The organism is Methylomonas sp. Kb3 (assembly GCF_002834115.1).
Taxonomy (GTDB): domain Bacteria; phylum Pseudomonadota; class Gammaproteobacteria; order Methylococcales; family Methylomonadaceae; genus Methylomonas; species Methylomonas defluvii.
The window spans coordinates 1-13,271 of record NZ_PIZT01000016.1 but is presented as its reverse complement, the minus strand read 5'-3'; the positions used below and the strand labels follow the sequence as shown (position 1 = coordinate 13,271).

The following is a 13,271-nucleotide window of genomic DNA, read 5'->3' as shown; positions in this document are numbered from 1 at the left end:
ATCCCCTGCTTGCCGGCAATCCGCAGCTTCAACTAGCGTGCCTCAGGACCGCGCCGGCATACAGGCTTAGAATTTTTTCGGCCACGCGCCGACATTAATTGGTTTATATAAACCATTTCTAGTCAATAGAACCGCTAACATCCTAATTCCCACCGGTAAATAAGGTTGAAATAAGCCAAATTTCCAGGCCTGTCGATCTCACATTGGCTTTGGCAGACTACTTGCTTTGAGTGCTTACCAAGCAGACCAATTGCTCAACTCCGGGATCGATCATGCAAACCAAACGTTTCATCCATAGCGCGGCGCTCGGCTCGCTGGGGGCTATGCTGACTTTCCAGGTTCAGGCCCAAAACGTCCCCATATCCCTGGACGAAGCGCTGACGCTGTTTTACCAGCGCAACCTGGATTTAATCGCCGCGCAATACAATATCGACCAATCCCACGCTGATGCGGTGATTGCCGCAGCGATACCCAATCCGACCCTGGGCGTGCAGATTTCCGAAATCAGCAACCGGCCCAACATGGGTTCAAATGCCACGGGCTGCAATCACGATGTCAACGTCTCCTGCGGCCCGGCGGAGTATTTTTCCTTCAGCCAGTTAATCGAAGTCGCCGGAAAACGCGGCCTGCGCATCCAAAGCAGCGGCTTCGCCACTCAGGCGGCGGAAAGCGATTTTCGCGATGCGGTGCGCATCTTTTCCAACATGGTCGAAGACGCTTACTACGACCTGCTGCTGGCGCAAAAGAACCGCTGGTTGGCGCAGGAAATTGTCGAGCATTACCAAACCATTGCCAAAGCCAACCAGCTCAGAATGAACAGCGGCGATATAGCCGAATCCGATTTTCTAAGGGTAAAAATGGAAGCGATGCGCGCGCAATCCGATCTGGATACTGCGCAAACTACCGTAGAACAGGCGCAAGCCGCTTTGGCGGTGATCCTGCGCTGGCCGAGTGAAAGCCTGCATTTCGAAGCCAAGGAACAATGGCCGGACATTAAAGACATCGGCCAAAACCTGTCCAAAGACGAGTTGATGAACAAAGCCCTACAACAGCGTCCGGATTTACTGGCCGACAAACAACGGGCCGCCCAGACGGAAAGAGAACTGGAATTGGCCAGGCGCCTGAAATACCCGGATGTGACGGTCAATGCCGGCTACGCCCGCGATCCCAGCAATAACGCGCTCAATTCGTTTTTTGTCGGCGTCAGTGTGCCGGTCCCGGTATTCGATCAATATCAAGGTCAATCGGACAAGGCGGCGGTCGCGTTAAACCAAAACCAACTGGCGGTCGAGCAAACCGAGCTGAGTATTCGCAATGATGTCGCCAATGCTCTAGCCACTTGGAATAGCGCGGACAAAATCGTCCAGCGTTTTCAAAGCGGTTTACTCGACGATGCGCTGGCGGTGCGTAACAGCGCCGAGCTGGCCTATAGCAAGGGCGCTACCGGCGTACTGGATTTTATCGAAGCGCAACGCAGCTATAAAAATGTGATGCGCGATTACAGCCAGGCCATGATCAACCGCGCCAATGCCTATTACGACTTGGTCAAAGCCTTGGGCGAGGAAACCGGCATTGAACATGCCACCCAAGCGCCCACTCAATTGCCCTAACCACGCATCGACATGAAAACACCTAAGCAGCCACTTACCCGTCTCCCCTTACTCTGCGCGTGCTTGTTGGCTGGCGGACTATTGGCGGCCTGTTCCGAGCCCACCGACAAGGCTACCACGCCGCCCAAACCCGCGGCACCGGCTGGCGAAGTCACCCTGGCACCCGACTCGCCGAAAAAAGCCTACGTCAAAACCGCGCATTTGACCCTGTCGCAACATCCTTTGCTGGAACCTTTGGCCGGCAAAATCGTGTATGACGAAAGCCTGACCTCGCGTATCAGCTCGCCGGTCTCCGGCCGGGTAGTCGCCACGCCGATTGCTTTGGGCGCCTCGGTACAAACCGGTTCGACCTTATTGGAACTCGACAGTCCGGATGTCGCCGACGCGGAAGCCGATTTCGCCAAGGCACAAGCAGCAGTCACCCTTTCAAGCCATGCTTTCAATCGGCAACAGGAGCTGTACGCCGGCAAAGCCATTTCTCGCAAGGAACTGGAACAAGCGCAGAGCGATTTGAGCAGCGCCCGTAGCGACCTGCAACGCGCTACCGACTGCTTGAAAAACTTGCACTTGTCCGCCCGCCAAGCCGACGGCCGCTTCGCGCTGCGGGCCACGCTTCCAGGCATCGTCGTGGAACGCAACGTCAATCCGGGCATGGAAGTACGGCCGGATTTGGATACGCCTTTGTTTGTCGTTTCCGATCTCAAACACCTGACTGTGCTGATGGAGGTGTTTGAAGTCAACATCGGCAAAATCAAATTGGGGCAGCAAGTCGCAGTGTCGGTACCCGCCTACCCCGGCGAGACCTTTCCGGCGACGGTGCAATACATTGGCCAAGTACTCGACGAAACCACCCGCACCGTGCAAGTCAGATGCAAATTAGACAATCCGGATAACCGCCTGCTACCGGGTATGTATGCCACCATCAGCGTGGAAAGCGCTGTGGACGACAAAGCATTCATGATTCCATTGACAGCCGTGTTTACCGAAGGCGACGCCGATTATGTATTCACCGCTTTAGACGACAACCGCTACCGGCAGCGCCGGGTCGAGATTGGCTTGCGTTTGAAAGACCGGGCGGTCATCACGCAAGGCCTGGACGCCAACGAACTGTTGGTGACAGAAGGAGCGTTGATGCTGCGCGCCGAAGAAGAAGTCGAAACCGAAAGTACTCACCAGCCCTAGCGCCATAACCGGGACAATCACATGATCGAGCGCCTTATCGCGTTTTGTTTGCAACAACGGCTGATGGTCATCGGCGCCACGCTGGCGATTGCCGTCTCCGGCATCATCGCGTTCGAAAATCTGCCGGTACAAGCCTTTCCTGACGTACAAAACGTCTTTGTGCAGGTCGTCACCCAGTTTCCCGGCCAGGCCCCGGAAGAAGTGGAAAAACAGATTTCGCTGCCCATCGAGCGGGAAATGAACGGCCTGCCGCATCTGCTGAATATGCGCTCGGTATCCATCTTCGGTCTGTCGGTGGTAACGCTGACTTTCGACGATGCCGCCGAGGACTATTTCTCGCGCCAGCAAGTCCTGGAACGGCTGCAATATGCGGACATTCCCGACGATACCAAGCCGCAACTGGGCCCCTTGTCCACCGGCGTCGGCGAAATTTTGCGCTACGTGATCGACGCCAAAAATTTACCCTTGGTCGAGCAGCGTGCGTTACAGGATTGGATTATCGAACCGCGCTTGCGCTCGGTGCAAGGTGTCGCCGACGTGGTTGGATTCGGCGGCGGCGTGAAAGAATATAAAGTCGCCGCCAAGCCGGACCGCTTAAAAAATTATCGCATCGACCTCAATCAGGTGTTTCAGGCGATTGCCGCCAACAATACCAACACCGGCGGCGGCTATATCGAACACGGCGACGAAGCCTTGGTGGTGCGCGGCACCGGCTTGTTAAAGTCTGCGGAAGAAATCGGCGAAATCGTCATCACCACCAACGACGGCGTACCGGTGCGCATCAAAGACGTCGCGGACATCAGCGTCGGGCCGCAGCCGCGTAACGGCATGGTGGGCATGAACCAGCGCGACGATGTGGTCGAGGGCATCGTACTGTTGATCAAGGGCCGGGATGCAGTCAATGTCCTGAATGGTGTGAAACAGAAAATCCAGGAACTCAATGAGTTTGGTTTACCCCCCGGCGTAAAAATCACCCCGTTCTACGACAGGACCGAACTGGTGGGCCATACCATCCATACCGTCGAACACAATATGATAGAAGGCGCGGTGTTGATCCTGATTATCCTGCTGGTATTTTTACGGCGCTTTGTCGCGGCCTTGCTGGTTACGCTGATTATTCCGCTTTCCCTGCTATTCGCCTTCATCCTGGTGGACCTCGGCGGCATTTCCGCCAATCTAATTTCGTTGGGCGCCATCGACTTCGGCATCATCGTCGACGGCGCGGTGGTGTTGGTCGAAGCCGTGATGGTACAGGTTACGCTGGATTTACAGCGCAATGCCGATATGCGGCATCTGCGGCAATCGCTGCTGACCACCGCCAAAGAAATGGGCCGGCCCATTCTGTTTTCCAAAGCCATTATCATCATCGCCTTTTTGCCGATTTTTACCTTCCAGCGCGTGGAAGCCAAAATCTTTTCGCCGATGGCCTACACCCTGAGTTTTGCGCTGGTGGCGTCCATGTTGTTCAGCCTGACTTTTATGCCGGCCATGCTGACCTATTTGCTGGGCCCGAAGCTGGCCGAGCAACACAATCCGCTGGTACATGCGATGGAACATCATTACCGGCGGGCGCTGGAATGGGTGTTAAGCCACGCGCGCGCGGTGTTTATCACTGCGATAAGCGCACTGCTGTTGAGCTTCATGTCGGTGAAACTGATCGGCACCGAGTTTATGCCCAAACTCGACGAGGGTAATATCTGGCTGACTATCACCCTACCAACCCCGGTGTCACTGACTACGGCCAAACAACTGGAGCGGCAGGTGCGGGAAACCCTGGAAACGTTTTCGGAAGCCAAAACCGTCATCACCCAGCTGGGCCGCCCGGAAGACGGCACCGACCCCAAAGGCTTTAACAACCTGGAGGTATTGATAGACCTGAAACCCAAGGATACCTGGCGGTATCAGCGTAAAGACGATCTGGTACAAGCCATGGACAAGGCGCTGGCTATTTTTCCGGGGATACTCACCAACTTTTCCCAGGTGATTCAGGATAACGTCGAAGAAGCCATTTCCGGCGTGAAGGGCGAAATCGCCATCAAAATCTTTGGTAGCGATTTGCAAACCTTGCAGGACAGAGCCGATCAAGTCACGCATATCCTGGCCGGCATACAGGGGGCCACCGATGTCGCGGCCGAGCAGCAGGCCGGCTTGGCGCAAGTGATCGTGGACATCGACCGCGCTAAGGTATCGCGTTACGGCATCAATGTCGCCGATGTGGAGCGGGTGATGGAAATCGGCATGGGCGGCAAGGCGGCGTCGCAGTTTTTGGAAGGCGAACGCCGGTTCGACATCACCTTGCGTTACGAGGACAGCGCCCGCAATTCGGTGGCCAATCTGGAAAGTTTGACGGTGCAAACCCCAACCGGCCAACGCATTCCGCTCTCCGAGCTGGCCACCATCAAAATCAACCAAGGTGCGTCCCGTATCAGCCGCGAAGACAATATGCGGCGAATTGCCATCAAATGTAACCTAATCGACCGCGATCAAGGCAGCTTCGTGGCCGAGGCCCAACAAAAAGTCGCTGCGCAAGTCGATTTGCCGCCCGGCTATCACATCGTTTGGAGCGGCCAGTTTGAAAACCAACAACGAGCGATGAAACGTTTGGCCATCATCGTACCTATCAGTTTGGGACTCATTTTCGTGTTGCTGTTCTGGGCGTTCATGTCGGTTAAAAATGCCTTGTTGATCGTGATGAACGTGCCGTTTGCGATGATAGGTGGCTTACTGATTTTATTAGCAACCGGCATTAATTTGAGCGTATCGGCCGCGGTCGGCTTTATTGCCTTATTTGGGATTGCGGTACAGAACGGCGTGATTTTGGTCTCTCAATTGAACAAATTGCGCCGGGACGGCCAAAAATTGCATGATGCCATCGTCAACGGCTCCGTGAGCCGCTTACGGCCCGTAGTGATGACAGCCTTAATGGCGATGCTGGGTTTATTTCCGGCTGCACTGTCCACCAGCGTCGGTTCGGAAACAGCCAAACCGTTTGCTATCGTCATCATCGGCGGCTTGATCACCGCCACGATTTTAACCTTAACCTTGCTACCCGCTTTGTATCGTTATTTTGCCGAGCCTGACGAGCTTTAGGGGACTACTATGAAAGAAATTCGCGCCTACGTGCAGCCGCACAAGCTCAGCCAGATCACGATGGCATTACTGGAAATACCGGGTTTTCCGGGAATGTCGATCATGGATTGCGAAGGCTTCGGCCGCGAGCGGACCGAGCACAGCCAAGATTACAAGCCGTTTCTCTTGAAAAAACGCCTAGAGATCTTCGCACCCGACGACTTAGTGGAGATTATTTTCGAGACTATCATGCGCACGGCCCATAGCGGGCATCATGGCGACGGCAAGGTGTATATTCTGGACGTGCTGGAAGGCGGCCGCGTCAGCAGCGGCGAACGGGATAAGGATTTGGGCTGAACCCCATGAGCCATCGATCTCTCCCGGCATTTTTCTACGGCACACTGCTGGCACTAACGCTTTATTTTGCCAACGCGGATGCCGAGGAATTACAGCCTGCTGCCGACGACGGAAACTTTTCGTTTATGCAGCTGCTGGCCGACCACGACCTGCACGATATGGTCGACGAACACTGGAATGCCTATGGCCAGGCCACTTACATATCCAGCTGGAAACCGGCCTTCCCTGCCCAATACACCAACCTCAACGGTACGCCGCACTCGCTGCTGCCGAACGCCGAACGCAGTTTCACCGGCACCGTCACGGCCTACTTTGGCTTAAAGGCCTGGCAAGGCGGCGAAATCTATCTGGCGCCGGAAATGATTTCCGAACTGCCCTTGTCGGACTTGAAAGGCCTGGGCGGCAGCATCCAAAACTTTGAGTTGCAAAAGTCAGGCTCGGTCAGCGCAACTTGGTATAAATCGCGCTTTTACTTAAAACAAACCTTTAATCTGGGCGGCGACAACCATGCGGTCAGCTCTGGCCCACTGCAATTGGCGGGCAATGCCGACAGCCGGCGCTTGGTGATCACCGGCGGCAATCTCAGTATCCTGGATATTTTCGATAAAAACAGCTACGCCGCCGATTTACGCCAGCAGTTTCTGAACATGGCGTTTCTGACCAATGCCGCATACGATTTTGCCGCCGACGCCCGCGGCTACAGCGTCGGTTTGGCGGCCGAATATTATTTCGACGACTGGACCTTCCGATTGGGCCGCTTCGCCACGCCACAAAATCCGAACGACTTGCCGCTGGATTTTCGGATGTTCAAATATTACGGCGATCAAATGGAAATCGAGCATCGCCACAGCCTATTTAAACAACCGGGTGCGGTCAGGCTGTTAGCCTACCGGAACCGGGAACGGATGGGTCGTTGGGACGAGGCCATCGCTGCCTACCAAGCCAACTCGGCGCAAAACGCCGCCAATTGCACAAGCTTCAATTACGACTCTACGAACAGTAGCGCCCCGGATCTGTGCTGGGTGCGCAAAGCCAACATCAAAACCGGCATAGGCATTAATCTGGAACAACAGTTAATCGACGGCGTCGGCGTGTTTTTACGCGGCATGGTCAGCGACGGCAAAACCGAAGTGTATTCCTATACCTCGGCGGATCGCTCGCTATCCTTCGGCAGCTTAATCGGCGGCGACAGTTGGGGCCGGCATTACGATGCTCTCGGAGTCGCTTACGCTTGCAGCTGGATTTCCGCCGGACATGCCGAGTATTTGCGCCTGGGCGGCGTGGACGGTTTTATCGGTGACGGCAATCTGCGTTACCGGCCCGAGCAAGTGGTGGACATTTATTACAAATTGCGCTTGCTTCCTTCGGCCTGGATGACGCTGGATTACCAGCACATCGCCAATCCGGCTTATAACGCGGACCGCGGGCCGGTGGATGTCTATGGCGTCAGAGCGCATTTTGAGTTCTAGGCAAAACTTTAGGAGTTCCCATGCCCCCCTCTTTAAAGCATCTAAGCATTTGTCTGCTGTTACTGCTTACTCCGGACATTAGCGTAGCGGAACAATCTTTGGCAATTGGCAAGGGCGAACGCCTGCTGGTGCTGGCCCCGCATCCCGACGATGAAAGTTTGAGTGCTGCCGGCCTGATTCAACAAGTATTGCAAAACGGCGGCACAGTGCGCAGCTCGGTCGTCACCGCCGGCGATGCTTACGTCGGCGCGGTGATGTTGGATAGCGGTAAACGCAACCCGTCTACAGCGGATTATCTGGACTTTGGCGAAAAGCGGCTGGAAGAGTCGCGGCGCGCGGCTCAGCTGCTCGGCAATGGCTTTATCCATCTGGATTTACTCGGCTTCTCGGATGGCAGTATCTACTCGGCGTTGATCTCGCATTGGCGGCGCAACCAGCCGATGCGCTCGGAATATACCGGCTTTGACCACGTTCCCTACCGGGAAGCGGAAGATCGGGGACTTGCCCAAGACGGCCAGGATCTACTCAACGAGCTGGTAGCCATTCTGCGCGATACCAAACCCACGATCATCGCCTTCCCGGATGTGATGGAAAACGATTCCGACCATGCCGGCTTGGGTATGTTTACGCTGCTGGCCGTCCATCAATGGCTATTGGAAACCCCGACACCACACCCACAACCCAAATTACTGGCCTATCTGATTCATTGGCAACACGGCTGGCCGACCGGTTCCAATTGGGGCATTGCGCAGGACTGGAGCGATCAACCGCTGGTATTGCCCGCTGACTTGCCGCTGCGCGGCCATAGCCGGGCTTGCGTCAATCTATCGCCCGCGCAAATTGATTTAAAGCGGGCTGCGCTGGCCGAATACAAAACCCAACAACGCATTATGGGTGATTTTTTGTCGGCCTTCGTACGCAGCAGCGAGTGCTTTACCCTACTCAAGCCCAACGACGGCAACCGTATCGAACAGGTTTTGGCGCAATTGCGGCAGGTACGCAAGACATTTGATAATCATCCCTTGAGTCGGCGTAAAATTTGAAAGGATCTGCCCGCAAACTGGCGCTGCGCTTGGCCGTCAACAACCTGAGATCTCGAATATGCTAAAACTTTTGCTACGTCCGGTCATTTTCGTCACGATCGTGATGAGCATATTGGTGATCGGCGAACTGCTGGCCATCGGCCGCCTGACCTGGCGCAATCATCAACGCATCCAAACCATAGAAACCGACATTGGTAAAGGCCACCATTTGGAAGAAACGATCTTCGAGTTGCTTGAGTTGCAATCGCAATTGGCCTTGCATCGCAGCAATCCTGACCTGTCGGCCGAACACCTGAATGACATACAAGATCGACTGCTGGATTTACTGCAAGCCCACAACAACGGCACTGATTTCACGGTCTCGGTCGATTTGAACACCCTGCAAGCCAAATTCGCCGCCGCCAGCAACGGCGATCCGCAGGCGCTGATCGATTCCGTGAATATGATCCGGCAAGTCCTGGATCGGCAAACCAACGAAGAAGAGAAAATGCTGATCGGCGTTGAGGACGACAGCCAGTTGGAACTGCAACTGGCTGTCATTTTGCCGCTGCTGCTGTTTTGGATCGGCCATTATTTTTTTCGCAACAATGTGTTAGAGCCGCTGGATGCGCTACGCGATTTATTGTCCGGCCTGGCGGAAGGCGTGAAGCAGCCGATCACCCGCGAAACGGCCGACCCGATCTTGCGAGACTTGTTCGACCGCTACAATCACTTGGTCGAGCACTTGATCGAACTGGAACAGGAGCATCTGCATTACACCAATCGCCTGGAGCAGCAAGTGCGGCAGACCAGTCACGCTTTACTCGAACAAAGCCAGCGCCTGGCAAAAGCCGAGCGCTTGGCAGCCTTGACCGAAATGGCCGCCAGCACCGCCCACGAATTGCGCAATCCGCTGGCGATTATTCAATTTGCGCTGGAAAATTTGCTGTCCGAAGCCATCGACCCCGATCTGCGCCAGCGTATCGGTCTATTGCATAGCGAAGTGCAACGCTTGACCAACCACCTTAACGACCTGCTGAGCTCGGCGCGCCATGGCAATAAAATTGCCCAGCCTACCGATGTGAATGCAGTCGTCAACGACTTGATCACGCTATTCAAATACCAGGCCACCGATAAAATCCAATTTACGGTGCAGGGCAAAGCCGACAGTTCCTTGATGCTGCCGGAAATCGAATTCCGCCAAGCCCTGTTAAATTTGCTGCAAAACGCTGTGCAGGCCATCGGCACCCGCAACGGTAGCGTAGCGGTGCATATTGCCCAAGACGCCCAGCGCCTGTCGCTGACGGTAATTGATAGCGGCGACGGCTTCGATGAGGCCTTCTTGCGGCAAGGCATTCGTCCGTTTGTCAGCTTGAAGGAAAAAGGCAGTGGCTTGGGGCTGGTGATGGTGCAGCGCTTCGCCAAAGATCTGGGCGGCCAGCTCAAACTGGACAACGATGCCGCCGGCCACGGCCGGGTCAGCCTGAGCTTACCTTTGACTTGAAACGACACACCCGCACAAATTCCAGCAATGCGCCGGCGAATACCCGTCAATCGCATACAATGCCGTAACTCGCAAACCAGCCATAACCATGATGACCAATACCCTGTTAATTATTGAAGATGAAGCCCTGTTAGCCTCCGAATTGGCGCGTTACTTTAGCAAGGGTGGCTGGGAAGTCAGTATTGCCCATTCCCTGCAACAAGCCGAACAGTTTCTCAGCGGACAAGCGCTGGACCCGCTGGTGGTGTTATCGGACATGAACCTGCCGGACGGCAACGCCCTGGATTTGCTGGAGAAACTCAAACCGGAAATCGGCAGCAGCGAATGGGTGTTTCTGACCGGCTACGGCAGCGTCGCCGATTCGGTGCGCGCGGTGCGCCTGGGCGCTTACGACTTTATCGAAAAACCCTGCTCGCTGGACCGCTTGAATCTGTTAGTGGAAGGCGCCGCCCGCAGCGCCCGCGCCCAACGCCGCCTGGAGCAGCAAACCGCTTCGCAGAACCATCAATACAGCATCGACAGCTTGATCGGCTCCAGCCCGGCCATGAACCAGCTGCGGGCCATGCTGAAACAAATCGCCAACGTACCGTTCTCCAGCCTGATCGTCAGCGGCGAAACCGGCACCGGCAAAGGCATGATCGCCCGGATTCTGCACTATTCCGGCAGCCGCGCCGCCGCACCGCTGGTCGAAATCAACTGTGCCGCCCTGCCGCGCGAATTATTGGAAGCCGAATTATTCGGTTACGAAGCCGGCGCTTTTACCGGCGCGAAAAAACGCCATCGCGGCCTGTTTGAACAGGCGCATACCGGCACACTGTTTCTCGATGAAATCGGCGAAATGGACCTGGATTTGCAAAGCAAGCTGTTAAAAGCCGTGGAAGATCTACGCATCCGCCGGGTTGGCGGCGAAACCGAGATAAACATCGACGTACAAATCATCGCCGCCACTAACCTAGACTTGGTGGAAAAAGTCGCCGAAGGCTTGTTCCGCCGGGATTTGTATCATCGCTTAAACGTCATCAACATCCGCATGCCGGCCCTGCGCGAACATAAGCAGGACCTGGATCAATTGGTGCCGCAATTCATCGCCGAATGCAATCGCAAATCGGCCAAGTCGGTCAGCCACATTCCGGAGCAAGCCTGGCAGATGCTGAAAAGCTACGATTGGCCCGGCAATATCCGCGAGCTGCACAATGTGCTGGAGCGCTGCGTGTTGTTGTCCAACGATCATAATTTGCCGGTGGAATGGTTGCAGCTACAAGCCCCGCAAGCGACGACGGCCACACACAACGCCAAAGTCAATCAGGAAGGCGTGTTCATTCCGCTGGACGGCAGCATCAGTCTGCACGAAATGGAAAAATTCATCATTCAGGAAGCCCTGAATCGCAACGACGCCAACGTCACCGGCGCGGCGCGCATGCTCGGCACCACCCGGGAAACCCTACGCTACCGCGTGCAGAAATATCATTTGAAATGTAAGTTTTAAGCGGGTGGACGGGCCGGAATTGATTTGGCGCGGACAAAAAAATGCGCCCTGCCTGTCCGAAGAACTTCGACCAAACAGAGCGCCACGTCCACACATGAGAACAGGTAGGAGTAACAACACAATCTAAGTGGAGCAAGGTTGATGCCAAATAGCCGACCCCTTGATTTTTATGGACTTATGCGATTTGCAGCCGATAAAACGCCGGCAGAATTGCACCAGATACAACCAAAATCCGGCTGTTTTGCACCAGGATGGCTCAATTGGCATGACCATACCGATAGCTGTGTTCACGAAGCGCAGCATTCGACAAATTTGTGGGGCGTTCTCGCTCGGCACTCAGCGATTGCACAAAATTACGCCAATTAACGAGCTCGCGGCGAGATAGCTCGAGTTATTTTGGCGAAGCGTGGAGAAAAAGACTCGACGCATTTAGAAGAAATCCCAGTATAACCAAGCGGGGTTTCCCGCCGACGAATTCAAACCACCAAGCGACCAAAGCCGGACACCTGGCGCTCGAACAATCAAACCGCGCAGGTACAAAAATCGTGTCCGTCCTACCCGAAGTTTTTATAGGGCGCAGCAGCATAGCGCCATGCGCCGAATGATTTAACACCAACAGACAGCCCATGACGGATACGTCTATTAACCCCTTACGGCCTTGTTCTGAAACTTACCCCGGAGTCCACCCATGAGAAAATTAATTTTTAGTACACTACTGGCCACCATCACCCAACTTAGCTACGCCAAGCCTCCAGAAGCCCGCTCCCTGCCGCTGGAGCAGATCAGTATCGAACACATCGATCTTCAAGGCCAGGTCCGAACCTGGAAACTCAATAAGGTGTGTATCGACCAGCAAGCTTACCTGCTGCTGATGAAAGGTTTGACCGAACCGATCAGTATCTCGCCGTCCTTCAAAGACGGGAAACCGGAGCAATGCCGAGTCGCAGACTAAAGCCGGAAACGCTTACGATTATTCCTGCATATGGTTTTATCGGGGTGGTTTTCTTCGCGTATGCCGTGCCGAGCATCGGAGCTTTTGAACGAGCAAATCGGCAAGATAGCCGACTTGCATGCGTAGGACCCGAAGTTTTGTAGGGCGCATTAGCGATAGCGTAATGCGCCGAATGATTTAAAGCCAACATACGGCGCAATACGGCTACGCCTATTGACGCCCTACGAATTGCGCCTTACGACCTTACCGTGAAATCGGGATGGTTTTCTTCCCGCATGCCGCGCCGAGCACCGGAGCTTTTGAACGGAGCAGCACGTTAGGGGCGATGCAGGGATGCGGCGCGTTGCCGAAGGGGCAGGAAGGCCCTTTCGGCAACCCCGTTCAAAAGCTACGGAGCGCAGGGAATAAGCGGCATCCGGGTGGCCTTTTCTTTGGATACTTTCTTTTGGCCAAACAAAAGAAAGTATCGCGGTTGTCGGTCCGCGAACCGACATTAAAACAAGCCGTCGCGTTAGCGACACAAAAGGCGAAAGCCTAATTACCGCGTGGGCACAAAAAACCGTGCCCACCCTTGTATGATGAATTTTAACAACCGATAGCCCAGAAAAACCGATTAAGCT

At 54.9% G+C, this 13,271-nt stretch carries 10 protein-coding genes; all 10 read left to right on the top strand.

Features of this window, described 5'->3' with window-relative positions; genetic code table 11:
- Nucleotides 1-272 precede the first annotated feature (272 nt).
- The 10 genes from CWO84_RS12245 (at nt 273) to CWO84_RS24635 (ending at nt 13,189) form a co-directional block, all read left to right on the top strand.
- A complete protein-coding gene (locus tag CWO84_RS12245; protein WP_101052908.1) occupies nt 273-1,610 on the top strand; it encodes a TolC family protein in 1,338 nt (445 codons plus the stop codon).
- A 12-nt stretch (nt 1,611-1,622) separates the two neighbouring features.
- Nucleotides 1,623-2,792 carry an efflux RND transporter periplasmic adaptor subunit gene (locus CWO84_RS12240; RefSeq protein ID WP_165786310.1) on the top strand — a complete coding sequence of 390 codons (1,170 nt, stop codon included), beginning with the start codon at nt 1,623-1,625 and terminating at the stop codon, nt 2,790-2,792.
- A 21-nt stretch (nt 2,793-2,813) separates the two neighbouring features.
- Complete coding sequence (locus tag CWO84_RS12235) at nt 2,814-5,882, top strand: CusA/CzcA family heavy metal efflux RND transporter (protein ID WP_033157970.1); 3,069 nt, start codon at nt 2,814-2,816, stop codon at nt 5,880-5,882.
- A 9-nt stretch (nt 5,883-5,891) separates the two neighbouring features.
- Nucleotides 5,892-6,218, top strand: a complete 327-nt coding sequence (locus tag CWO84_RS12230) for a P-II family nitrogen regulator (protein WP_033157971.1) — start codon at nt 5,892-5,894, stop codon at nt 6,216-6,218.
- A gap of 5 nt (nt 6,219-6,223) precedes the next feature.
- Nucleotides 6,224-7,687, top strand: a complete 1,464-nt coding sequence (locus CWO84_RS12225) for a carbohydrate porin (RefSeq protein ID WP_225893039.1) — start codon at nt 6,224-6,226, stop codon at nt 7,685-7,687.
- Nucleotides 7,688-7,707: 20 nt separating this feature from the next.
- Nucleotides 7,708-8,730 carry a PIG-L family deacetylase gene (locus CWO84_RS12220; RefSeq protein WP_101052904.1) on the top strand — a complete coding sequence of 341 codons (1,023 nt, stop codon included), beginning with the start codon at nt 7,708-7,710 and terminating at the stop codon, nt 8,728-8,730.
- A gap of 58 nt (nt 8,731-8,788) precedes the next feature.
- Complete coding sequence (locus CWO84_RS12215; RefSeq protein ID WP_033157973.1) at nt 8,789-10,213, top strand: HAMP domain-containing sensor histidine kinase; 1,425 nt, start codon at nt 8,789-8,791, stop codon at nt 10,211-10,213.
- A 91-nt stretch (nt 10,214-10,304) separates the two neighbouring features.
- The gene (locus CWO84_RS12210) at nt 10,305-11,699 is read left to right on the top strand and encodes a sigma-54 dependent transcriptional regulator (protein ID WP_101052957.1); all 1,395 of its coding nucleotides are present in this window, start codon (nt 10,305-10,307) and stop codon (nt 11,697-11,699) included.
- A 688-nt stretch (nt 11,700-12,387) separates the two neighbouring features.
- Nucleotides 12,388-12,651: a hypothetical protein gene (locus CWO84_RS12205; protein WP_033157974.1), complete on the top strand. Its 264-nt coding sequence runs from the start codon at nt 12,388-12,390 to the stop codon at nt 12,649-12,651.
- A 259-nt stretch (nt 12,652-12,910) separates the two neighbouring features.
- Nucleotides 12,911-13,189, top strand: a complete 279-nt coding sequence (locus tag CWO84_RS24635; protein ID WP_033157975.1) for a hypothetical protein — start codon at nt 12,911-12,913, stop codon at nt 13,187-13,189.
- Nucleotides 13,190-13,271: the final 82 nt, after the last annotated feature.